The 24,731-nt window shown below is 43.9% G+C and carries 20 protein-coding genes and 1 tRNA gene; 12 read left to right on the top strand and 9 right to left on the bottom strand.

Going from position 1 to position 24,731, the window contains the following annotated elements:
* Nucleotides 1-154: 154 nt before the first annotated feature.
* Nucleotides 155-1,126, top strand: coding sequence for an L-threonylcarbamoyladenylate synthase (locus tag LHL20_RS04500; protein ID WP_226432403.1), 972 nt, complete (start codon nt 155-157; stop codon nt 1,124-1,126).
* Here LHL20_RS04500 and LHL20_RS04495 read toward each other — a convergent pair.
* Together LHL20_RS04495 and LHL20_RS04490 are read right to left on the bottom strand one after the other, a co-directional pair.
* Nucleotides 1,123-2,028, bottom strand: coding sequence for a LysR family transcriptional regulator (locus LHL20_RS04495; RefSeq protein WP_226432410.1), 906 nt, complete (start codon nt 2,026-2,028; stop codon nt 1,123-1,125). The genes LHL20_RS04500 and LHL20_RS04495 overlap by 4 nt on opposite strands.
* 73 nt (nt 2,029-2,101) lie before the next feature.
* A complete protein-coding gene (locus LHL20_RS04490; protein WP_226432409.1) occupies nt 2,102-3,739 on the bottom strand; it encodes an esterase/lipase family protein in 1,638 nt (545 codons plus the stop codon).
* A gap of 255 nt (nt 3,740-3,994) precedes the next feature.
* Between LHL20_RS04490 and LHL20_RS04485 the strand changes: the two genes are divergently transcribed.
* From LHL20_RS04485 to pulA, 5 genes are all read left to right on the top strand, one after another.
* On the top strand, nt 3,995-4,378 hold the full coding sequence (locus tag LHL20_RS04485) for a PA2779 family protein (protein ID WP_226432402.1): 384 nt from the start codon (nt 3,995-3,997) through the stop codon (nt 4,376-4,378).
* Between the two features lie 4 nt (nt 4,379-4,382).
* Nucleotides 4,383-5,393, top strand: coding sequence for a PA2778 family cysteine peptidase (locus LHL20_RS04480; protein ID WP_226432401.1), 1,011 nt, complete (start codon nt 4,383-4,385; stop codon nt 5,391-5,393).
* Between the two features lie 168 nt (nt 5,394-5,561).
* A complete protein-coding gene (locus LHL20_RS04475; RefSeq protein ID WP_264180781.1) occupies nt 5,562-6,623 on the top strand; it encodes a mechanosensitive ion channel family protein in 1,062 nt (353 codons plus the stop codon).
* Nucleotides 6,624-6,784: 161 nt separating this feature from the next.
* Nucleotides 6,785-7,411 carry a PEP-CTERM sorting domain-containing protein gene (locus tag LHL20_RS04470; RefSeq protein ID WP_226432399.1) on the top strand — a complete coding sequence of 209 codons (627 nt, stop codon included), beginning with the start codon at nt 6,785-6,787 and terminating at the stop codon, nt 7,409-7,411.
* An 11-nt stretch (nt 7,412-7,422) separates the two neighbouring features.
* Complete coding sequence (gene pulA / locus LHL20_RS04465; protein ID WP_226432398.1) at nt 7,423-11,502, top strand: pullulanase-type alpha-1,6-glucosidase; 4,080 nt, start codon at nt 7,423-7,425, stop codon at nt 11,500-11,502.
* A gap of 65 nt (nt 11,503-11,567) precedes the next feature.
* Here the strand turns inward: pulA and LHL20_RS04460 are convergent, their stop codons facing one another.
* Nucleotides 11,568-12,293 carry a hypothetical protein gene (locus LHL20_RS04460; RefSeq protein ID WP_226432397.1) on the bottom strand — a complete coding sequence of 242 codons (726 nt, stop codon included), beginning with the start codon at nt 12,291-12,293 and terminating at the stop codon, nt 11,568-11,570.
* Between the two features lie 589 nt (nt 12,294-12,882).
* Between LHL20_RS04460 and LHL20_RS21165 the strand changes: the two genes are divergently transcribed.
* Entirely contained in the window at nt 12,883-13,284 is a 402-nt protein-coding gene (locus tag LHL20_RS21165) for a hypothetical protein (protein WP_319003208.1), read from the top strand.
* Between the two features lie 298 nt (nt 13,285-13,582).
* Here LHL20_RS21165 and LHL20_RS04450 read toward each other — a convergent pair whose 3' ends face one another.
* The 5 genes from LHL20_RS04450 to LHL20_RS04430 all read right to left on the bottom strand — a co-directional run bounded on the left by LHL20_RS04450 (nt 13,583) and on the right by LHL20_RS04430 (nt 19,971).
* Nucleotides 13,583-14,650, bottom strand: a complete 1,068-nt coding sequence (locus LHL20_RS04450; RefSeq protein WP_226432396.1) for a serine/threonine-protein kinase — start codon at nt 14,648-14,650, stop codon at nt 13,583-13,585.
* Nucleotides 14,647-15,693: a serine/threonine protein kinase gene (locus LHL20_RS04445; protein WP_226432395.1), complete on the bottom strand. Its 1,047-nt coding sequence runs from the start codon at nt 15,691-15,693 to the stop codon at nt 14,647-14,649. Before LHL20_RS04445 ends, LHL20_RS04450 begins: the two co-directional genes overlap by 4 nt.
* Entirely contained in the window at nt 15,680-16,741 is a 1,062-nt protein-coding gene (locus LHL20_RS04440; RefSeq protein WP_226432394.1) for a PP2C family protein-serine/threonine phosphatase, read from the bottom strand. Before LHL20_RS04440 ends, LHL20_RS04445 begins: the two co-directional genes overlap by 14 nt.
* 212 nt (nt 16,742-16,953) lie before the next feature.
* Nucleotides 16,954-17,030 (bottom strand) — tRNA-Ile (locus LHL20_RS04435).
* 214 nt (nt 17,031-17,244) lie between these two features.
* Nucleotides 17,245-19,971: a choice-of-anchor B family protein gene (locus LHL20_RS04430; protein ID WP_226432393.1), complete on the bottom strand. Its 2,727-nt coding sequence runs from the start codon at nt 19,969-19,971 to the stop codon at nt 17,245-17,247.
* 75 nt (nt 19,972-20,046) lie between these two features.
* On the opposite strand from LHL20_RS04430, the gene LHL20_RS04425 reads away from it, so the two are divergent.
* From LHL20_RS04425 to LHL20_RS04415, 3 genes are all read left to right on the top strand, one after another.
* Nucleotides 20,047-20,868, top strand: a complete 822-nt coding sequence (locus LHL20_RS04425; RefSeq protein WP_226432392.1) for an MbnP family copper-binding protein — start codon at nt 20,047-20,049, stop codon at nt 20,866-20,868.
* A gap of 15 nt (nt 20,869-20,883) precedes the next feature.
* Complete coding sequence (locus LHL20_RS04420; RefSeq protein ID WP_226432391.1) at nt 20,884-21,984, top strand: MbnH family di-heme enzyme; 1,101 nt, start codon at nt 20,884-20,886, stop codon at nt 21,982-21,984.
* Between the two features lie 156 nt (nt 21,985-22,140).
* Nucleotides 22,141-22,470: a hypothetical protein gene (locus LHL20_RS04415; protein WP_159623795.1), complete on the top strand. Its 330-nt coding sequence runs from the start codon at nt 22,141-22,143 to the stop codon at nt 22,468-22,470.
* 43 nt (nt 22,471-22,513) lie between these two features.
* Here LHL20_RS04415 and LHL20_RS04410 read toward each other — a convergent pair whose 3' ends face one another.
* Nucleotides 22,514-23,170, bottom strand: a complete 657-nt coding sequence (locus LHL20_RS04410) for a hypothetical protein (RefSeq protein WP_226432390.1) — start codon at nt 23,168-23,170, stop codon at nt 22,514-22,516.
* Between the two features lie 258 nt (nt 23,171-23,428).
* Between LHL20_RS04410 and LHL20_RS04405 the strand changes: the two genes are divergently transcribed.
* Both LHL20_RS04405 and LHL20_RS04400 read left to right on the top strand, forming a co-directional pair.
* Complete coding sequence (locus LHL20_RS04405) at nt 23,429-23,761, top strand: DUF3718 domain-containing protein (RefSeq protein ID WP_159623793.1); 333 nt, start codon at nt 23,429-23,431, stop codon at nt 23,759-23,761.
* Between the two features lie 129 nt (nt 23,762-23,890).
* Nucleotides 23,891-24,652, top strand: coding sequence for a LytR/AlgR family response regulator transcription factor (locus LHL20_RS04400; protein ID WP_202264002.1), 762 nt, complete (start codon nt 23,891-23,893; stop codon nt 24,650-24,652).
* Nucleotides 24,653-24,731 lie beyond the last annotated feature (79 nt).

The raw sequence follows: 24,731 nt of genomic DNA, 5'->3' as shown, positions 1-24,731 counted from the left end.
AATTGTATTTGTATTAAATGTTTAATTTCAATGCTTTACTGTTATTTGTGGTATTTGAAGTTAATTTAAATGAATGTATAGTTTGTAAAAATTGAAATTTATTTATAGTTTGTTTTGGCGGATGATAGCATGAGACATAATTGCTAGGTTCATCATGAATACAGACACACCTACATTAGCCTTTCCTTACGATATCAGTCGAGCTGCAACGCTTATTCAGGCTGGAGAGTGCGTCGCGATTAAAACAGAGACCGTATATGGGTTAGCTGCGGATGCGACCAACGAGCGTGCAATAGCGAAGATATTTGAAGCCAAAGCGCGTCCCGCTTCTAATCCTCTTATCGTACATATTGCAAGTGCCGCTGATATGGCGAAATGGGCCAAAGATATTCCGGATATCGCTTTTGAGCTGGCCAATGCCTTTTGGCCTGGTCCATTGTCAATATTGCTTAAAAAACAATATTGGGTGTTAGATGCGGTGACGGGAGGGCAGGACACTGTAGTGCTTAGATGCCCAGCAAGTAAAGACTTCATTTCTTTAATACAGGCATCGGGAACTGGTCTGGCTGCGCCATCGGCCAATCGATATAAATTCATAAGCCCGACTACCGCGGCACATGTTTTGACGTCGCTCAATGGACGCATAGCGGCAGTTGTTGACGGCGGTAGTGCCGAAGTTGGCATTGAATCAACCATTATTGATGTAACTCAGGATGTGCCGACAATTTTACGTCCTGGCCCCATTGACGATGTAATGCTTGAACGTGCATTAGGGTGCAAAGTGCGTTATGCGTCCAATTTAGGTATTACAGTGCCAGGTAGTGCCAAGCAACATTACCAACCAGATACGCCCGTGTTCTTACTATCAACAGAAGAACTTGAGAGAAGAGGGCTCAGATCCAATGAAGGTGTCATTAGCTATTCACAGCCACGTTTAGCTGGGCAACTAGACGACGATTGTCATATCCAACTTTCTGATGACGCTAGCGAATACAGTGCCCAATTCTACGCTGCACTGCATCAATTAGATAAACTCGCACTGTCGTGCATTTATTTAGAAAGTACGCCAACCAGCACACCGTGGATAGCGATTAATAATCGTATTGGACGTGTAGTGGCAGGTTAGCTAGACAGTGGCTGCGTAACGAAATTTTCTCTATTTTTGGCATTGTCGATAATGTTTTGCACATGAGGTGGCACTTTTTTCTTTGCTAATGTAACGGCATAAAAGTGTTCATAGGCATCAGGTAGGCTTTGTTGCACATGTAGCAGCCCATTGGCCACCTCATCACGTACTACAACGGAAGGCATCACCGAAAAAGCGCCGCTGTCACGAGCCAGTAGTCGTAGCATAGCCATATCGTTAGTTTCCGCCTTTATCTTTGGTGCGTATTGCACCTTGGCACAGGCAATACTGAACGCCGAACGTATTTCACTGTTCTGAGAAGGTAAAACCCACGAGGCATCTGCATAACTTTGCGGGAACTTTCGCGCGCGTTTGGGCTTAGACGGGCCAATAATTTCAATAGCTTGGCGAGAAACTAATTCACTGTGCCAAATACCGTTTTGTTGGCCTAATTCGACATTGTGATTGGTTAAGATAATATCGAAGCGAAAGCTTGATAACCCTTCAAGCAACGAGTCTAAGCTACCGGTTTGTAGCGAAAAAGTCGCAAACTTGTCGTTGATCAATGGCAGAGTGAAGCTTTCGACAAAATTTCTCGAAAGGTTTGAAAGTACGCCAATCGAAATATGACTCAACTGTGAAGGTAGCCCCTTATTGATTAGGTTCTCAAGTTCTTCACCCTTTGAGAATATTTCATCGGCATAGGCAAGTACTTGCTTTCCTTGCGGTGTAAGCACCAATGAGCGGCCTTTGCGAGTAAGTAGTGCTACTCCCATGTTCTCTTGAAACTGCTTAAGCTGAGCTGAGATGGCAGATTGAGATAAGTGAATTTCATTCGCAACCTGAGTGAGGTTGCCTGTATTCGCTACACGCCAAAAATAGTACAGATGATGGTAGTTCATTCTAGACACGTAGTAGCTCCCGCACACTGACACCAGTTAATAGTAGGTTTTGCGAATATCACTAAATAATACGCTATTTATCAATATCATGCAGCTTTTCTACGATGAATTGGATAGCTTGCGTGCTTTTGAATGAATTGTGTGACGAAGCAACGATAATGGTTTCTTCGGCATCTTCAATAAACGCACTTGAATACTTGACCACAGAGTCGCTAATGGCTGCGCAGCGTATTGGTGTATCGCACTCAAGCGCGTTGGTAGACCCAATTATTGAATAACTTTTTCCTTCAACAGGTGTTGTCGCAAGGGCGGTCATTAAGGGGTGATTAGGGCGCAATACCTGCACGCTATCGGGGCCGAAATTTTGTAAAAATGGCAGCATAGCCTGCGTTAACTTATTAATGCCGACCTTTTCAATAAAACCACGAAAGAGTTCTCTGAAGTTAAACGGCAAGCTGATAAGAGATGAGCCAATACTTCCTATAAGGCTATTGGCAACATCCGACCCTCTATGAGGAGTATCTAAAAAGAAAACGGTGTTGTGCTCAAATACCGGAGAAAATAAAAACACATCGCGCACGTCTGTATCGTCTTCGCTCAATAAGCTTTCTGGTGGAGACGTGAAAGTAGCGTCCCACAGTTTATCATGGGGTTGGCTAGTAAGAAGTTTTGCGATAACTCCGCCCATGCTATGGCCAACGATAACTGCACTTTCCAATGAAGGTTCAGGGCTAACGCGCACTTTTAGTTGATTAAGTAGCTTGCGTACGCGCATAGCATTGTAAAAGGGAGGCGGGCCAGAAGGGTAATACACATGCCATATTTGAAAACGCTGACTTAATGTTTCGTCGTTCAAAATGGCCATAGTGAGATATCGCCAAATCAACGGATCTGAGTTTAGTCCATGCAGCATAATAAGTGGCGTTTTTGATGATGACAGCGGACCTAAACTAAATACGCCCATACGACTTTCTGCTTTTTCCGCGTTGGTGAAACCTAACCAACTGAAATTGTGGATATCTGCACTTTGTAGTAAACCTAGAAATGCGGCACCCTCAGAGTAGCGCAGGGCATATTGCTGCTGAGAAAAATCGACATACGTTGTTTTGTTAACGGGAACGGCGTGTAAGGTAACGTGAAGTCGAAGTCCTTCAAGTGTTACTGCACTGGCATAAATGCTGTAGGAGGAAAACATGCCCTCTAGAGGAAAGTTCGGATCGATATTGGTATTTTCACTTGATCTGTTTTTCTGAAAACTCACCGCAGCACTGCCCAGTTGTCCAAACACGGTCGGCTGTAGCCGATCTTCGGTTGGGATCATGTCATCCACTAAGAAAATTTTACTAGGACCGGAATAATTTACTTGAACCAAGTTGCTCTGAATGTCGCGCTGTTGGAATAAAGTCCCCACAGCCCAGTTGTAATGGCGAAGGGCAAACTGGCGATTTTCAGCGCTTACATTTTTTCTGCTCAGCAATTCGTAAGTGCAATGCAAAAGTAACGTAACCCCTAATGCCGTTGTACGTTCCTGCTGTTCGCATTTGGCTTTTAACGCCCTGTTATTGAGTCCACTTAAATCGGGTAAAACCCCATACCCATAAGCCCTTTCAAGGGGGATGGGCTTGGCTTTTTGGCGAAAAAAGTCATTGGTGCTACAGGCACCCAGTCCACACAACACCACAAGCCAACATACAAAATACCTGTGCAACACTCTCAATAGCTTGCTCTCTTTTTCACTCAATAATTGCCCGCGTTAGTGCACCATTATTATTGAATCATTTCTGCGCTATTAAACGTAGATGCCGTATTGGCGCTTTAATTGCTATCAACAATAACGGCGCTCGCAAATAATTTTCTGCTGATGCGCCTTGAAAACATAAATGCAAATACAGTGTAGACGTTTATTGATGTTAAACGAAGCGTCTTAACGGCTACTACCTTGATGCAAACTAAAGAGGGAAACCTAATGAAGTATTTAAAATCTATGGCAATTGGTTGCTTTTCAGCAACAGTACTTATGGCTGGTGGTGTACAGGCAGAAGCGATTAGCTCCGATACCGTTATGCAGACCCAAGCTGCTCACTATAACAAGCAGCAATTGATAGATATGGTTAGCCGCGCAGATGTGCAAAGCAAGCTTGTAGGTTTGGGTGTGGATAGCGACGATGCCATTGCAAGAATCAACGCCATGACAGACAGCGAGATTGCCCAGCTTAATACTGAAATTAATCAGGCTCCAGCTGGTGCTGGTATTGTAGGTGCGGTAGTGACCGTTCTTGCCGTTATTGCTATTTTAGATTTGGCTGGTGTAACTGACGTTTATCCGTTTATTCGTCCAGTCAGTAACTAGTAATATGGCGGTATCACTAAAACAAATCTTTATCGTGATAGGTTTGTTGTTACTTGCGGGGTGTCAGTCTACCCCGCAAGCTGATCGTTTGCGTCAGCAAGGCTTAACCTCGCTGCCTGACTCTCACACTATCGACTCCGTGCCATTTTATCCTCAACAGCAATTCTACTGTGGTCCCACGACCTTATCTGAAGTATTTGGCTACTATGGTGTTACTGCATCACCTGAGGAAATAGCGCCCAAGCTATTTATTCCTAACAAAGAAGGTAGCTTGCAGTTAGAAATGGTCAGCGCAACAAGACAATACGGATTCTTGCCTTACACAGAGCGCGGAACACTTTCTTCCGTTATGGCGTTAGTCAAAGACGACATCCCAGTTATTGTATTTCAAAACTTATCAATCGCGTTATTGCCTCAATGGCACTATGCAGTAGTAATTGGCTTTGATAGTGATAAGGGGGCTGTTACTTTGCATACTGGCGAGACCGCCAATCATGAAATGTCGTTAGAACTTTTTGAACGCACGTGGGGTAGGGGTAGCTACTGGTACTTAGCACCTGTTCCTCCCAATAAGGCTTCAGCTGAAATGAAACCTTATCAGTACACCAGTGCAGCTTACGACATGCTAAAAGTAGGCGATAAAGTACGCGCGCTTGCATTTTTGGAAACCGCATCAACCCAGTGGCCCTCGCAGTGGCTAAGTTATTTTTTAATAGCAAACTACCACATGGAGCAAGGCGACAACGCCAAAGCCATAGCATGGTTCGATAAAGGGTTTGAGGCTGGCAAAACGCAACTTGCTTACCTTCACAACTATGCGTTAGTGCTGTTAGAGCAAGGCAGTAAAAGTAGCGATGTAGGTAACAGTGAAGCGGCTTACTATGAAGAAAACTGGATCGCCAAGGGACAACGCATCGTGAGTACTGCATTAGCGCTATATCCTGATGATGACAAGCTTATTGCCTTGGCGAAGAAATACAATGTTAAGGTGAACTCTCCAGCCGAAGAAAGCTAGCAGCTTACGGCCTGATATATCTTAACATTGCGTGACGAGATCATCTGGTGTGGCTTTTGCGTATAAACGTTAATCACAAGATTATGAATCTTAAAATACGGTTTATTATTATGCGTATGGAGCTTTTAAGTCGTGGAAATATCTAGTGTTTTACAAAATCAGCAGGCTATGGCTATTGTCAGTTTAGTCGCCGTTGTGGTTTTGCTTTTTGTGATAAAACGCCTTATTTTGGTGCGGCTTAAAGAAAAAGCCCGCTCTGAAACAAGCAGCATGTCGAATATCTATCGCGTGCTGGTACTTTCTCTAAATGCGCCGTTAAACCTGCTTATCTTGGTTATTGTCTTATCACTAGTGAAAAGCGTTGTAGCGGTTTTCCAAGTGGAAGATAAAGCCGTTTTACATGCGTTGGGCATTGCTATTGAAGCTGGTCTTATTATTACGCTTTTTCTGCTTCTTGAACGTTTTGTTACCTATTCACTTCGACGTTATCGCGACCAATCAACGTTAGTAAAGAATACCAGTGCAATTGCCAGTGGGGCAGTGCGTGCTGTCTTCGCAATAATGGCGGTGCTTATTATTTTAAGTACTATGGGGATTTCTATTACGCCCGTTGTGGCATCACTCGGTATTACCTCATTGGCTGTGGCTCTTGCACTTCAGCCCACGCTGGAAAACTTCTTTTCAGGTATACAGTTGGTCATGGACAAACCTATTAGAATAGGCGATTTCATTGAACTTGATTCCGGAGAGCAGGGCTTTGTCGAGAAAATTGGCTGGCGGTCTACATGGGTTAGAATGTTGCCTAATAACATAGTGATCATGCCAAACAGCAAGTTGTCTAATTCAAAATTGATCAATTACTACTACCCAGAGCGTGAGCTGTCGGTACCCGTTGAAGTAGGTGTTCACTACAGTTCTGACTTAGAGCAGGTGGAAAAAGTGTGTTTAGCCGTGGCCGAAGACATATTGGCCAACCATGAATACGGCGTTAAAACCTTTCAGCCGTTTGTCTTGTTTCACACATTTGACAACTCAAGTATCAATTTAACGGTGATGCTCAGAACGCGTGAATACTTCAATCGTTTTTTTATCAAAAGTGCCTTTATCAAAGCCCTTAAAAAGCGCTTCGATGAAGAGGGTATTGTCATTCCATTCCCGATTACTGCTTTGAATATTGATCAGGAGTGTACTGACGCAATTATCTCTCAGTCCATTAAGAAACATTCGTAAGTTATTAATTTATAAGCTTCCTCCTATGTATGCATTGCATACGTATTCAGCTCACTTTTCGCTGTTTCGCGCTAGCAAGGCGTTAATTGTTTAAATAGTATTCGCCGGTGTAAACAATATTTTTACATCTGGAAATTAATATTTAACAACAGGGTGGGCAAATGGATATTAAGGCTTTAGTCGCTTTCGCAGCGCTTTTTTTAAACGCGCAAGCAAACGCAAACTTCATAACAAATGGTGACTTTCAAACGTGCGACTTCAGCGCTTGGAGTTTGGATTCGGATGGGTTCGGAGCTCCTGCCGATACCAGTGATTTCGCAATTGTTGATAATGCTGGACAATGTTCTGCTCAATTGAGCACTAATAACCTAATTCCGGATGGCATCTCTAATTCGCTATTCACCCAACTTAATTTGTCAGGCGTAGCAAACGGTACAAAATTAGATTTAAGTTTTGATTGGTTGTTCAGTGGTTTTGACTTACAAAGCGACGATTTTTCAGATGCGTTCTTTGTGTTGCTAAACAATGGTATTGACGTTGAAACGCTGCTTTTCGGATATGAAGATGGCAGCGGTACCTTTAGCACACAAATCGATGATACTTACGACGGCTACTACCTCGAATTTATGTTAGCACCGGGCTATAACATCGAGTCATTTTCATCAACATTCACTTTCGACAATGTGTCGCTGACCGCAAGCGCAGACGTGCCTGCGCCACAAACATCGCTATTGCTGGCATTAGGCTTAGGTGTGCTGGCGCTCCGCCGCAAGCACGTTGCCAAATAAGGAGAGGGGTGATGAATAGAACATCCATTTTTTGTTTGCCATTTTTGGCAATGGTCAGCGCCCCTTCGCTTGCCGATTGGCAGCAAACCGAATCGGCAGAAACCCAATTCGCCAGTCGACCAGTATTTGACCGCATTAACCGGCAGTACGTTTCGACTATTACCATTCAAAATACCGGCGACTCGGCATTGAATGGGCCTATCCGAATCATGTTTGATGCCTCAAGCCACACGCTAGCAAATGCCAGTGGCGAAGAGGAAGGCGTGCCTTATATAACACTTGATGCAGAGTCGCTTGGAAGTGGTGAGAGCGCTACCGTTACTGCAAGGTTTGAGGTGAAGCGTGCACGCTTTTCACTGTCGTTAAGTGTGCATGCTTTTGTGGAGGATGAAGGTGGTACAGGACTTACGCTGGACGAAAATCAAATAGCAGTGTTTTACAACCGCGAAGATGGTCAATATGACGGATGGGGTTTGCACCTTTGGAATGGGCAAGCGTGCGGTAACTACGCGGCGCCTACCACCCAAAGCACGCATTTCAGCAATTGGCCAGACCCGTACCCAGCAGACGGCGTTCACCCAGAGTTCGGTGCTTACTATATTTTAACCGTTGAACCTGGAGCCGCCTGCTACAACTTTATTGTGCACAAAGGTAACGACAAAGCTCTGGGTGATGCTGATAGTCGTTTTGAGCCAGAGTATGGTAATCAAGTATTCACGTTTAATGGCTTTCCTGAACTTTGGTACACGCCGCTTGACAGTCGTCCGCAATTTCTTGATGGCGCAAGAGCACATTGGATGGATGATAATACCCTGTTGTGGCTTACCTCGCACAGCGATGCTGCCGATATTGCCCTTTACTATTCTAATGACGCCAGCCTAGATGCCGACAGTGCAGGAGTTTCGCTACTTAACGTTGGGGCCTTAGATTCTGCCACACGTATTCCAATGACATTGGCGCCAGCAGAACAAAGTCACTACAGCGCGAACCCTCATCTAAACGGGTTTGCAGGCTTTTCGCTAGATGTTAGTGAGGCAGATGTTAAGCAGTTGCTTACAGGTCAGCTTGTTGCGGTAGCAAAAGATGCTGAAGGCAATGTACTTGACTCAACACGAGTGCAAATTCCACGAGTATTAGACTACCTGTATACCCGTAACGCTAATGACGCTGACGAAGCAGAGCTAGGCGTAGTTTACAACGGCGATACTGTAACCGCGTCGGTGTGGGCTCCAACGGCGCAGTCGGTTAATTTGAAGGTTTATAACAAAGCGAAAGTACTGCAAAGCACTCAACCCATGACGCTAGATGCTGCAACAGGAATTTGGCACTACTCGGGTGAGAAATCGACCCTTGATAGACAGTTCTATCGCTACGAGCTAAGTGTTTATCATCCGCTAACTCAAAATATCGAAGTGGTAGAAACGACCGACCCATACTCTATTTCACTGTCGACTAATGGGCGTTATACGCAGTTTGTGAATCTTGACGATGCTGACCTAAAACCAGCAGGGTGGGATAACCATGTAGTGCCGTTGGCAGGTGATCCAGAAGACATCATTATTTACGAAAGTCATATCCGAGACTTCAGTATTCTTGATGAAAGCACCAGTGAAGAAAATCGCGGTAAATACATGGCGTTTACTGAGTCAAACTCAGCGCCTGTTCAACACCTTCAATCACTGCAAAACGCCGGTCTTACGCACTTTCATATGTTACCTGCTAACGATATTGCAACTATACGTGAAGACGATGCAAGTCGCGTGGATATAACCGACACCGTTGGCAAATTGTGTAGCGTAAATGCGCAGGCCCCTGTGTGTGGTATTGAAAATGACAACGCAACGTTACTTGAGGTTTTACAAAGCTATTCACCAAGTACGACAGACGCTCAAGCTCTTGTTGAATCGATGCGTGCATACGATGGATTTAACTGGGGTTATGATCCGCATCACTTTGCGGCTCCAGAAGGAAGTTATGCTACCGACCCAGATGGCGAAACCCGTATTGTAGAAATGCGCGCTATGAACCAAGCTCTGCATGAAATGGGACTACGTGTGGTGCTTGATGTGGTTTATAACCATACCGCATCTTCGGGATTGTATGACAATTCAGTGTTAGACAAAGTGGTACCCGGTTACTACCAGCGCCTTAGCGAAACAACAGGGCGAATTGAAAACTCAACCTGTTGCGAAAATACAGCGACCGAGCACGTAATGATGGCCAAGCTAATGAATGACTCGCTTGTTAGTTTTGCTGAGCATTTTGGCTTTGATTCATTCCGTTTTGACTTAATGGGGCATATTCCAAAACAGGCTATTCTAGACGCGCGCGAAGCAGTGCGCGCCGTAGATCCAGACACCTACTTTTATGGGGAGGGATGGAATTTCGGTGAAGTGGTTAACAATCGTCGCTTTGAACAAGCTGCACAGCTAAATATGGCAGGCTCTGAGGTAGGGACCTTCTCTGACAGGCAGCGTGAAGCAGTGCGCAGTGCTGCACTGTTTAATCAAGGTGGCAGCTTGCACGACCAAGATACTATTAGAATTGGTTTAGTAGGCAATTTAGGCAGTTATCAGTTCGTTGCCGCCGATGGTTCATACTTGTCGGCCTATGACTATAACTGGAATGGACAACCTGCCGGTTACAGCATTGATCCTGCCGATACCGTTAACTACATTTCTAAGCACGACAACGAGGCGTTGTGGGATCAACTTCAATATGGCTTGCCTGCTGATATGTCGTTACAAGATCGCGTGCGAGTGCAAAATGTTGCCTTGTCTATTCCGTTATTAAGCCAAGGGATCCCGTTTTTGCATATGGGGTCTGACTTAATTCGTTCTAAATCAATGGATCGCAACACCTACGACGCCGGTGACTGGTTTAACCGTGTTGATTTCACCAAAACCATGAGCAACTGGAATATTGGTTTACCATTAGTGCAAGACAACCAAGCAAGATGGAGTGAAATTAGCCAAGTATCTGCTAACCCTAATTCGCAATTTGGCGCAGAAGATATTCAGCTAACCTCGTCATTATTCAAAGAGTTCTTAAATGTACGAGCTACCAGCAAGCTATTTAGACTAACCAGTGCGCAGGATATTTCACAGCGCATCCGTTTTCACAATACCGGAGAAGGGCAAGTGCAAGGGCTTATTGTGATGAGTCTTGATGATGGTATTGGCCTGACTGATATTGACGAAAACAACGATGCCATAGTTGTGCTATTTAACGGCACCCAGAGTGACCAAAGCTTTACCATTAGCGATGCGGTTGGCTTTGAGCTTCACGCTAACCAGCAGGCGTCTGCCGATGAGCGTGTGCAAGGTGCGACGTTTAGTAATGGCACATTCAACGTGCCTGCACTGACTACTGCCATTTTTGTGAAGCCACAAAATGGTGAGCAAGGATATGGACTATCTGCCTTGCCACCGTATGGCGATAGAACCGTGTACTTGCGAGGTAGTATGAACGGGTGGGATACCTCGTTGCCGCTAGAGTATGTCGGCAATGATACATACCGCATTGAAGTTGAGTTACTGTCGGGTGGTTATGAATTCAAACTGGCAGATGAAAACTTTGATGTTGCTAACATAGGCGGTGGTATAACCGTGGGCGCGGGGCAGTCGGCAACCCTCACCAACGGCGGTAACAACCTTTCGCTTAATGTGATTAGTGACGGGGATTATACGTTTGAGCTAGATGCTGCTAACGACGCCAATCCTGTGCTCATCATTACTACACAAGACCCCAACGCAGTGCCAGCCCCCTATGGTGATACAACCCTATACGTGCGCGGTATTATGGGTGATTGGGGTACATCTCGACCCATGACCTACGAAGGTGCCGGTATTTATGCAATAAGCTTCACGGTTACCGCGGGCACCCATGAATTTAAAGTGGCTGAAGCCAACTGGTCGTCGCCCAACTTAGGCAGTAACGGCGGCGCGATTAATGTAGGTGAGTCGTTAACCTTGTCGCAAGGTGCAGGTAACATTCAGCTAACGGTAAGTGAATCGCAAACGCTACGTTTTGCAATTAATGCAAGTGATACTGGCGCACCTGTGGTGCTAGTTGAAACCGTGCCCGAATAACAAAAGTTAAGCACTGAGTTCCCGACGTAAAAGCGGGCTAGGCTTTTCTGGGCTGGCCCGTTTTTTTATTTTTCACTGTTTACAGATTGCTCAGGTTTATTTCGCTCAAATATTTTATTAATGATTACTGAAACAATCTCATAATCATATGTTGCGCCACCATGTAAAAAAGAAGAACCATGAGCCATAGAATTTCTTAGGTTAGGAATGCATTCGAGCAGTACTTCCAAATAATTGTAATTGTATTCTACTTCGTTGTATTTAATTTCAGACTCATCCCATGTATACGAAGAGAGGTTATCCGAACTCATTTTTTCTAGAATCTTTTCGCGATATTCATCCTCTGCTCTGCGGGCTTTGCCTTCTTGCCACAGTCTAAAGTCTTCGTTTTGAATGAGTTTTTTTTCAGTTATGTAAGTTAAGTTTAACTTTAAGCCCCTTGAATATTTTCTTGCACCCCTTGTTTGATTCTTATTTTTTCGATATTCATCAAGTACATCGGAGCCAACACATTCTCTAATTGCCCGCTCTAACGTTACGTAAAGTTGGTGCTGGGCTATAGGAAAAAATCTATAAACATGAAATGCGTACAAGAATAGATTTCTGGCGGTATCAAATTGAATGACTAACCCCTTAGGAACATAGCTTTCAAGTTGGAAATTAGCTATAGCCTTGTGAAATTTTTCAATTCCGGCCTTTCCAAAGCTTCCGTTACGAATATCAGGTAACTTGATGTTTTCCGGTGTTCTGAATTCATCAGAAGGGTATTTTTCAATTTCGGTATAGTCCATTATTGCTAATGCTCCAGTTGTTTTAAAAATCACGTTGAGGTGTCAGAGACTAGTAGCCCAGCTTTCAACCCATTTCTCTTTAAAACTGCACGCTGCGGGTTATCAGGAAGGTAAAAGTTTTAACTGTAAACTCTTAATTGGATATTAGCATTTTAGATTTCTTTAAGCTGGTGGTAATGCTGTGTCTTAAATTCGATTTGTGTCGATTCTCCTCTTGTACAACGGTTTTTTCTCAGGTAGCAGTGACGCTCTATATAATTGGAGATGTCTGGTGCAAGTAAAATATCGCTTCAATGCTGACTTGGTTGTAAACGCGTTGCGGTAAATTGGACTACGTTGAAACGCTGGCTGGACAGAAATGCCTAAGTTCGCTAAAGCGGAAACGCAGGCAGAAAATGTCGTTAAAGGGCTGATCAAATCGAGAATTATCAAGTCATATGGAACAGCTCGTAATTTCGAACATGCTCTAAGAACTGTCGCAAAGTGGTCAAAGGAAAACAAACTTAATGGTCTTCAGTCGCTGGCACCAGACATTGCTAGGCATTATCTTTAATATCGTGCGGAAGCTGTAGGGCAGAAAGCGCTCGATATGGAGCGCCAAGCCATTCAGGCAATGATGCAACTGAATGGCAAACTTACCCCTAAAACAACCTTATATCGTGTAAAGTCAGAGCTGGATGAAATTAAAAAGTCCAGAGCCTACACTTCAGCACAGGCACAAGCGGTATCCGAACATCAAAGTGAAACACATCAACTTTCCACCCAAATTGCGTATGCTGCAGGATTAAGAGCACATGAGCTCCTAACGCTTGCCAGAGCAGAAGAGCGAAATCCTGACAAACGTCCTGCGCTACATTCAAAATGGACTGGGCGGGAAGGTCAACTGTACACTGTTCAAGGGAAAGGCGGGTTGGTACGCCACGTACTAATACCTAACGACTTGGCTGAGCAACTCGAACAGCGCAGATTCGATAACCCAATGACAGTCTAAGACCGGAAAATTAATTATCTTCAGCGTTATGATATTGGGGCAGGGAAGCGATGGTCAGATTCTTTTAGTAAAGCATCTAAGCGCACCCTCTTTTTCTCAACTGGCGCTCATGGGCTTCGGCATAGTTATGCACAGGAGCGTGTGAGTGAGTTAATCGCGCTAGGTCACATCCGCGCAGTTGCGTTGGAAGTTGTTTCTCAAGAGATGGGACATTTCAGACCAGAGATCACGGAAGTCTATTTGCGCTAAACTGAAAAGTTCAACGCAAATCAACATGGCTCTTATAATAGCTAAAAATTTATTTTATAACTATTACCGGGTGAGCTCGATTTCTAGGTGAACCATTAAATTCAGCGTAACAAATTTTATCATTTTCAGCCGGTTTAGTTTTTCCGTAATGACTTTCCATACTAAAAAAACTAGTGGTTTTTTGAGGACCATCAATGAATCCACTAAAGCCATTTTGAATTAGATTTTTAACCCTACCTTCTTTTCTGTTTACTCCGATTATACATAGTTCGGAAATTTCAGTGACTAGTGAATCTGCAGTAGGGCGGTGCTCTGGCTCATAGCTAAGGCATCTCTCTACCATAGCTTGCAACTCAGTTGCCAAAGGTTTGAATTGAGGATTATTAGTCATGAATGAAGGCCACTGGGTACGATTACGATTTTGAACGTTCACTGCAGCTTGCAAATAATACCCGAATGGAACCTCACCCGTAAGAATTCTAAACATCATAGCTCCAAGTGACCAGATGTCGGCCTCTTTGCCTGGGTGCTCCCCCGGTTGCCTGAACATCATTTCAGGAGCCATATAAGGTAACGCTCCTTTGATTGTGCCTGATGTAGATCTGGTTAAATCACCTTCCTTTGCTGCTTCTTCAAAAATTTCCTCGGCTAAGGTAGCAATACCGAAGTCGGTAAGTTTTAGTTGATGAAGATTTACACCGGGCTCAACTATAACATTACTAGGCTTGATATCGCGATGGACGACACCAGCATGGTGTGAAGCAGCAAGACCTTTTGCAATGTGTAGAAAGATTCTGGCGGCTAGGTGTGGGTCTATTGCGCCAAACGATGTAAGCTTGTCCTCTAAATTCTCACCTTCAACAAACTCCTCTATTAAAAAAAGGTTTCCATTGAATTCAAAATAGTCATATGTTTTAGCAACATTATGATGATTGATTCGGGCTGCAATTATCGCACTTTGGTTAAACCTGAGATTCCCCTGCCCAGGTAAAGGAGTTTTGAGCGCAACATTTGATTCAAGCACACTATCGTACGCAAGGAAGACATCTTGCATCCCACCCTTACCAATTTTGGATTTAATTTCATATCTATTGGCAATAACCGTTCCTGAGTTCATGGCATGACCTCCGGGTTAGAAACATCAAAAGTCACAAACTTTCGTAGTCCATTAATTTTTCCAAACGTAAGAACACTACAACCTGGCATTTTAAAACCGATGGGTACAACCTGATTATTGACGGTCACGTCTCCGTTGATGTCAGTTACTATAAAATCAAAGCCATTGTACTCTAAGGCCAAAGAGCCTACGTTTGCAGTCAACTTAATTTTTCTGTTGTTCTTGTCTAACGTATTGGTTGAGTTATTTAACACTACTGTTGCTCTATGCCGGTCCTGAAGAAGATATTTTGCTAGAATATCTCGGACAGATGCCATTGATGGGCGTTCATTTGGTGAATGAGAAACACATTTATGCAATACCTTAATTATTTCTAAATGAAAGTTTGGAAGGCGATTTTTGAATTCATCAATTGTTAACTTTTCTGGGGGGCGTGCGAGTATTGCTTGCGGCGGTTGTTTGCTTACCAAAGCCAAGCAAAGTATACCGTATGCATAGACATCAATTGAGTTGCTAAAGCTGATTGTGCTGTCACCCCAAAGTTCTGGGGCCATATAAACTGGGGTTCCAATAACACTCTTAGTGACGGCTTCATCTTCCTCTCTGGCAAGTCCGAAGTCCAGAATTTTCACCACGCCTTCATTATCAATTTTTATGTTTTGCGGCTTGATATCACGATGAATGATTCCGAATGAATGGATCTCAGCTAATCCACAGGAAATTTGCCACAGGACTTTCATCAGCTCTAGGTTGTCAGAAAAAGACCCTACTTTTAAGTTTTCACCTTGGATATACTCAAGAATGAGGCCTTGAGATTTAAGAGCTTCTTCAACTACGACAATATCAAACAACTGAACTACGTGCTTTGACCTTAGCTTAGCTAATGTTTTTTGTTCATCGAGAAGCCTTCTAGAGTCGACACCATTTTGCAGCTTTTTAAGTATTACTTTTCTGCTTAGGTGTGTATCTTCAAATAATAAAATTTCACCCATACCGCCTTTCTCATCGATTGGTTGAATGAACTTATACCTATTCGCTATCATTATTCTCTTTCTCGTCCTTGTCACCACCATCCATTTCAATTTTTAATTGGACGCTGCTTTTTCCATTTTCATTACTTTTTTTATTTTGTTTTCTTTTATATTGCTTTTTGGGGCGTCTCGAGTTGATTACTTCATCTATCCCATCAACGTTATCTGGCTTATTATCCTCATCTTCCTGTACTTTCTGCTTTTGAGGAGGGTCATCGCTTTTAAGCCATTGAGTAGTTAATTCCCCAAAAGGATCCCAAATTCGAATGCCATGGTCATTGGCTTTTGACAGGTAGCTGGCAATTTTATCAATGTTGAAAAGAGCCGATGTCGCGTTATCTCTGCCACCAATCCATCTAGCTATAGCAATCAGACGTTCAGTTGTTTGTTTGAAGTCTTGTGCGTTTGATAGGACATCACTTAATGTCGATTCATCAATACAGTGAATACCATCAGTGGAAATAAAACAGTTCGGAGCGTCATAGCTCAGGAACTCTACTTTTGGAGCTATGGAGTCTCCCATACCAACGAATTGAAGGAGCTCTCTGCCTGAACCACCCAACGCTTCTTGAAGTGAGTCATCGGTTGTTTTACGAGAAAGCTTTTGTCCATTCCCGTAAGTGAAAATGCGAGAGTCACCCACGTGAACCAATGCAGGCGGATGCTGTTTATCAAATACAATCGCAGATAAGGTTGCCCCACCATTTTGATTAGCGAAATTTGCTACCGAGTTATTCGCATAGATAACGGATTGTCTACATCTTTCTAAGAAGGGTAAATGTCTATTTTGAAGTAATGAGAAGAAGAAACCTGAAATCGCGATATTAGCGCATTCAGCTCCATCTTGCATACCACCCATGCCATCCACAACTGCAAAAGCAAATATAGGATTTCGCGAGTTGATTCCTGAGTGTAATGCTGCGACCCGGTCTTGGTTCTGGCTCCTTCTAGATCCAATATCAGTCCCAAGAGCGAATTGATATTCAGATAAAAAATTAACAGCACTACTTTTAACATCTCTAGCAAACCATCTATGCAGATGTTGTTCAAATTGACTCATACTATTAGCGCCCACTTCTGCTAGCAGGTAACATATTGATATGTATAGGGGTCATTTGATGTCCTTTCCTGTATTTATATACTCAAATACTATCCTAATTGCGCTGACAAAACACTTTAATGTCTCGAGCCCTAGGTTAATATATCAAGTAGCACAGAGGTAGCACAAGCCAAATCAGGCTAGTAGTAACTATCATCGAAGAGTAGGAAAAATGGTGGCCCCACCCTGACTTGAACAGGGGACCTGCCGATTATGAGTCGGATGCTCTAACCAACTGAGCTATAGGGCCATTTAGATAAGATGCGTTGAAATTGTTAGTCATAACAATCACAAGCGAGCGCAAGTATAAGCAGTTTTATTTGCCTTGTCACGCCCCACTAAGGGCTTTGTGATGTGTTTGCTTTATTTTTGTTCAAGTTGCTGCGTGAAGCGGTACGTATTGAACATATTCTGCTCTGGGCGTACCGCTTCTTTGCATTGTTCTAAAGTACTTTATGGGGCGGTTATAGAGTATTGGTCAAACGCCGTCTACGTTGCCATAAAAGCGCGACTAAACCTGTAAGGCTTAGTATTCCCATACTGCCACCGCCGCCACTTGATACAGTGTCGTTGCCCAAATCTACCACTTCGGCAGGGGCTTGAACGTCAACCGAAATACTGTCGCTGGTGCTTACACCAAACTCATCAGTAGCCGTTAGGGTAAACGTAAGTGTGGCTTCGTTGTCTGGCGTGGTAAAACTCGCTCGCACCGTTTCTGCGTCATTTATAGTAACTTGCGGCCCTGCGGTTTGCTCCCACAGTACGCTAACTAGCACACCTTCAGGGTCGGTTGCGCTACCTTGAAGTATTTGCGAAGTGCGAAGCAGGGCAGCAAAGTCGTTACCAGCATTAACCACGGGGGCTTGATTGCTTTCATCGTCTTTAATAGTGACTACCGTTTGATTAAAACTGCCAAGTTGACTTTCGTCGTCAGCACTTAGGGTAATGAAAAACTGCTCTTGGGGTTCTTCAATACTGTCGTTTAACAAGGTTACGGTAATAGACTGAGTTTGCGTTTCATCCTCGCCCCACGTCAATGTGCCCGACTGGGCTTCAAAATCTTCGCCAGCAACAGCACTGTCACTCTCTATAGTGTAGGTAATGGTTAAATCGCTTTCAGCGCCACCTTGTCGAGTAACGTTAACACTTACTAAAGCATCGGTTTCAAGTACGGTAACAGCATCTACACTCAGTTCGGCAACACCAGTTTGTTCAGCGCCCTCAATTGTTACCCTTGCGTAGCCTAGGCCCGGAGTAATACCGCCACCCTGCGGGTTGTACAAACGTACAAAAAACATTTCATCGCTTTCTGTTGCGCGATTTGGCGCTATAGTTAGCGCAATATTTTGCGCATCTGTGTCGTCTTGTCCCCATGAAAGTTCGCCGCTTGCAAGCGTCACGTCATCGGCGTTGGCAGAACCATTAATCACCTCGTAGTTTACCGTAACTGCGCCAGGGCCCATTTTCATAACAGGTAGCGTAAATGTGGTGTCATCAGTGGTTGTGGCAATAGTGTTACTCAACGCCACTGTCGTGGTATTTTCTAACGTGTCGTCTTTTAAAATAAACAGGCCGCGTTGTATATCACTCACTAATATATTTCCGCTAGGTAAGAACGGGTATACGCCCCACGCGCCGTTGAAATTGGTGGTGTCAAACGCAGGATAAGTATCAAAAAAGCCAACTTGCTCAGGTGCTGCTGGGTTTGAAATATCCAGTATGGTTAGGCCGCGCTCGTAGTTTGACATGTAGTAGCGATTACCTCGCACATAGCCATTATGATCGATAGTGGTATTGTCGCTTGTCCAAGTACCCGCCAGTATTGGCGTAGTAAGCGACGTAATATCAAACACCATAACGCGGGTATTAAGGCTGAAGTTGCGCTCGTCTAATTCGTCATGCACAAAAGCGTAACGCTTATCTTCACTAAACCAACCACTGTGGGTATAGGCTACATCGGCGTAGCTTATTTTACTTAACTCTTCTACAGACGAGGTGTTGGTGTGATCCCACAACCGTAATTCGTTTTCATTGAAGTCGAGCATTACTGTACAGCCGTCGCCCTCAGCGTTATTACATTCACTTTGCGCTCGTTCATCGGTAATCAACATCGATGAAGCGTCATGCGCGTAGTCGTTGCGGTTAAGTGAGCTTGGTTTATAGGTAGCAGATGGTGTTTGCGGTATTTGCAGGGCATACGAACGAAATGCACCGCCATCACTGTCTTGACCCATTAGGTGTAATTGCACACGTGCATTATTAAGCGCTGTGTTAAAGGTGTAGTCTACGTTTGAGATATAGATATTGTGAGCGCGATTGTCGTCGGAATTGCGTTTTAGCAGGCTTACGCTGTTAGGTAAGTCGTTCAAGTCAATAATGGTGAAGCCTTCGGTTACGCTGTCAGCACTTGAGTAAGCGTACGCGCGCCAGCGATTTGCCGTACTGTCGTAATATTGATAAACCTTAACGTCACGCCATGAGGTGCTTTGACCTTGCACTTCGCCCACCACAACAGGTGAAGTAGGCTCAGTAACATCTACCACCGCAATACTGGCTCGCATGCCTACGATGGCATATTCCCTTTGAGTATTAAGGTCAACATGTCCCCATATATCGTTAGCACTGCCCGATACTGACGACAGTAAACTTACTGGCACATTGGCAAGCAGTGTAACCTTATCGCAGGGGAAGCGTCCTGCCATGCCATCTACACAGGCCTCGTTGGCAGAAACTTCATTGGAAAGCACCATATCTTCGGCGGTTGCGCGAATGCCTGACGCTGTGCTTTTGCCATCTGTAATACTGTCGAACCCTTTGTTGTACAGGTCTTGGGAAAGATACAAAGGCACGTTAACCAGTGTTGTCTTGTTTACAGTAGGATTTTGCACCTGATAATGGTCGGCGCGAGAAAAACCACCTAGCACCGGCATTAAACTGTCGTTGAGCACTTGTGAGTGAGATGCGCTGTCGAAGTGGTATTCGCCCTCAGCCACTAAAATTTTATCGCCTTTATTTGCTTGACGCGCGGCGTAAAGTAACGTTTTACAGGGTCTAAAACGATTGTCACACTTACCGGCATCAACACCGTCTTGTGCAACAAATCGGGCTTTGTCGTGGTCAGTGTGCGCGTTTGTGTCTTGACTAGTAAATGCCAAAAGCAGCACTATTGGCAGTAAATTTGATGCTTTCATCTTGTCATCCGTGCAATTGATGATATTGAGTCTGCATAAAAAAGTACCAGATATTGAATGGAAGTACATAATCTAATGAAAAGGCTTTTCCACAAGCGTGTCATGTCATCGTTACTCTTAGCTTTCCTCGTAACATTGACAGGATGCGACGCAATTGATTTTGGCAGTCGTCAGCCGGGCGAGATCCCAGTAAAGATGATAGGCATTGATAGTGGTGCATGTCCCATGATCATGCATGTTGGTCAGCAGGGGTGGAATGTCGACTATTTTGCTTTTTACCTTAGCAAACCTGAAATGAAGATTGATGGTAAATGGCAGCGTGTGAAGTTTAAGCAGAACGAGTGGCAAACGCCGGATGTGGCCTTACTTAAATTTCACGATCTATGCAGTTCGCCATCAAATGCTAACGACAAAATTATGCTTGATGTGTCAGAGGCGTTTTTAAAATTATCTACTAGCCTTCGCTTTACTATGGGCTTACCTTTTGACGTGAACCATGCAAACCCGCTTTCTCAACCGTCACCACTAAACGACAGTTCAATGTTTTGGAGCTGGCAAAACGGCCATAAATTCTTGCGTTTAGATCTGTCGAAAAATGGCGATACGTCACGGAAATGGTCTTATCATTTGGGGAGTGTAGGGTGTGAGTCTGAGTCGGCAGTAAGGCCGCCAGAGAAATCTTGCGCTTATACCAATCGCGTTGAGTTCGTGTTGCCTATGGTGCAGCTTGATAGCGATCTTGATTTAGAAGTGTCCTTAGCCGATATCATTACAAAAGTAGATATTAACGAGGCGCCTAATTGTATGTTTGAATCGCCAGACACAGTTCCTTGTAAGCGCCTAATTCAAAACTTAGTTAATCGGCCTTGGATAAAGTGGCAGTCGGTAGTGTTTTAACACGTAGTCATTGCAATGGTGAGTAATTTTCGTGGTATTAAGCCGTTGTTATTGGCAACGTTGCTGCTTGTTTTGTTTGCTTGCAGCAAAGCGCCTACGCCTTACACATGGCCGCTTCCCGACTATGTACCTAAGCCCGTGGTACCTAAAGATAACCCCATGACAGAAGAAAGCGTTTTACTTGGTAAAACGCTATTTTTTGATACTGCATTAAGTGGCAACAACACGTTATCTTGTAGCAGTTGTCATGCACCTGAATACGCCTTTGCAGAACCCAAGCCGGTGTCAATTGGCGCAGCGGGTGATGCATTAAATCGCAATGCATTGGCGCTGGTTAACGTTGCCTACAATGCAACTTTTACGTGGGCGCACAACAATCTAGAAAGTATTGAAAAGCAAATTATGATCCCGCTGTTTAACGAGCATCCTATTGAGATGGGCGTTACAGGCAACGAACAGCAAATTTTAGCGCGCTTAAATACCCCCGTTTACCAGCAACTATTTGAACAAGCTTATAGTACAAAAGCCCCTACGATGGACGCGGTGGTGAAGGCGCTGGCCAACTATGTTCGAAGTTTGGTGTCGTTTAATAGTGCGTTTGACGATTATGCCTATGCTGGCAACGATGACGCCTTAACCGCCCAGCAAATAGAAGGGCTAAACCTGTTTTTTTCTGAGCGCACAGAGTGCTTTCATTGTCATGGTGGAGTTAACTTTACCCAGTCTTCCAAACACAGCTTTCAGGCATTTGCTGTACAGCCATTTCATAACACAGGGTTATACAATGAAGATGGAAAGGGCAGTTATCCCGCCTCAGACATGGGGCTTTATAGCGTAAGCCACAATAAAAAAGATATGGGGAAGTTCAGGGCGCCAACGTTGCGTAATATTGCCTTAACCGCGCCTTACATGCACGACGGCAGTATTGGTAGTCTTGAAGAGGTTGTCGAGTTTTATGCCCGTGGTGGAAACAAAGCTAACGAACTAAACCCGTATCGCAGTCCTTTTATTAAAGGTTTTTCCCTTTCAGAATCTGAAAAAGCAGCGCTCGTTGCTTTTTTGAACAGCTTGACTGACGAAAAGTTTTTAAAAACCCATAATAGGCACAAAAATTAGTGTTTTTTTACTCAATTGCTACATTTTGTGGTTATACTTTGTACTTACATATCAACCAAATGCTTATGTGCTGTTTGTTAACATCGTGATAAACTCAGTCAATTACAAAAGTTGTTAACATAATAAAAAAGCAGGTAAGTGGTCGCGGAGATGAAAATGACTGAAAAACCTTTTATTACTAGTGGTCGAAATACCATCATTCATAAAATAAGAAAATTGGATCTATTGGTAATCAATGGTGACGAGCATCCGCCAATCCTTGTAACCTACAAGGGCATTAAAGAGTATGAAGGCAAAGTGCCTGAAAATAAGCGCGATGCAAAGATGATGGACATGGAATTGGTTGACGTTACAACCAGCGACGTATTTGGTGACGAGAAAACATTGCTGTTTATTCAAACATTGAACGGCAAAGAGTACAAAATTGATTATTCAAAAATTGGTACTAGCATGTTCATCAAAATTCACCAAGACAGCACGTTTTAATAACGTATGTTGTGTGTTGTACACACCTGTTTTGTTGATGGGGTTAGGCAATCTGGCCCCAGTTGTCTGCAGTTAATGAATTAAACCCTCTAATCATTTTTCCTTTCCCTTTAAACTGCACATAGCGTTTTTTGAAAATATTAAATCTACAAATGTCGACGGGGGTGACTTCCGACGCATTAACACCTGAAATGACGCCTGCCGTTTTTAAGCCCTCAGCGATTAGCTCAGAACAAAACCAGCTATCAAAATCTTCTTGATTGTATGTAATGTCGCCAAACACAGGATGGTCGTCCAGCGCATCAACAGCCGAGCCAAACAATTGCCATACATCATAAGGCTTACCGTCTTGTTCAACCATGAAGTCAAAAAAATGTTTTCTGTTTTGCTCAAATACACTGCGCGAGGCGTCTGACAATGGTAACCACCACACGTCACCGTCATAAGAAGAAATGCGCTCGCTCAAACGGTTTGTCATAACACCGCGCTTGCCATTAAACGAGGTGGCTTCCATAACGTGATTAAAGTAGCGGTTTGATTCGTCGCGCATTTTTGTTTTTGTGACAATGGCAACATGCGTCACAACTGAGCGGGTAGTGAGTTTAGTCCAACGTGAGAATAGGCTATTGCCGCCAAATGCAATGATGTCACCAGGCTGCATGTGTTCTCTGATGTGATGATATTGCTGTTGCTCTAACATAATCCTTCCCTGGTGTCGTTTTTATAATGGTGAGGATACATCTTTTTGGGCGAATGTTTCAAAGTGTGTGTTAAGCACGACTAATTACAGTTTAGCCCGATTATTAAACCTCGCAAATTGTGCACTTGTCGCAACGTCGCAAATAGCGGGGCTTTAACGAATTTATAGCGTGATGTTCACAAAGTTTCACTAATTTAATGATGCGGAGGCAAAAAGAGGTAGTCACCGCGTTGCCGAATATTATCAGAGGAACTTGTTATGTTTATGTCACGCCGCGTTACTAAAATGACCCTTATCGGTCTTACTTTTGCTGTAGGTGCTACTGCTACTGCAGCACAAGCAGGTGGTTACCCTAAAGAAATGGAAAACGATTTAATTGCTGTTTGCGAAGCCGTAAAAAGCGATAGCCGTTTAAAACTAGACCGCGCTGTAAAAGCGACGGGTTTGAGCATGCGAGACCTTCACGAAGGTTTGGTATGTAACGGTGAAGATATGATTACGTTTGCGCTAACACATAATGCAACGAAAAACGGTGCGCTTATAGCGCGACGAGTCAGTGCTGAGCCAAGTGTGCTAACTGCTAAGCGATAGATACTGTGTTTTTAACCCTGGCGATTTGGGCTGCAAAGCCTGCAGCTCCTTTTTCGCCCAGGCTTTATACGCGCTTATCCGCATTAGTGGGTAGCAAATTACATTATTAGCGTATGCAAGGGAAAGCAGATGATCGCACTGGTTTTCTTACAATCACTTTCTCAACAACAGGCACTTGTTGATATTCTGCGTAAGATCAATATTTTCTCGCAGATCTTTGAAGCTGAGTCGACAGGGCATTGTTTAGCGTTGGCCGAGAAACACCCAAACTCAATTGGGTTTTATTCTGTCGCGCAGTCGAGTCGGAATTTAGCGTCTCGATACTGGATTGCCGTTGGCGAAAAAGACCATGAAGCACTGCTGGCTTTTCAGCACAATGCGTCTAGCTTCGTTATTCATCCATTTGACGATGAGCAAGTCGCACAGGCTATTTACCGTGTACAAGACAAATACCACTACTATGAACGTGGATACCAATTTAACTTATTGGTAGAAGGGTTATGTAAACAGTATGGTGTTACAGAGTCTGCCTTACTTGCCACACTTCGACGTCAACTCTCACAACACAAAGAGCCCAGTGTTGTCGGTATTCGTTCTGAAAATGGTTGGTGTTGCCTAGACCCTGCCGAAATTAAGTGGATTGAAGCGGCTGGCGACTATATGTGTGTGCAAACCTTGTCGGAAAACATTGTTGTGCGAACCACACTTTGCGACTTATTAAAACGCTTAGGCGAGCAGCATTTTAAACGCTGTAATCGTTCTGTGGCAGTTAACGCAAAACACGTAGCTCACTTAGAGCAAAAGTACAATCAACAGCGCGTTATCATGCAAGGCGGAGAGGCGTTTAAAATAACCCATAAATACTACTACCAATTCTGGCAAACAAGGTAATTGTCTGCGCTTTTACCCGCGAAGTATCATTGTCTTAAGACCATGGTCGTGCTGGTAGAGCAAGCACTAAATCGCTACA

This window comes from Alteromonas sp. McT4-15, assembly GCF_020515205.1.
Lineage (GTDB): Bacteria > Pseudomonadota > Gammaproteobacteria > Enterobacterales > Alteromonadaceae > Alteromonas.
The sequence above is the reverse complement of the archived record's forward strand: the minus strand, read 5'-3'. Positions and strand labels throughout refer to the sequence as shown.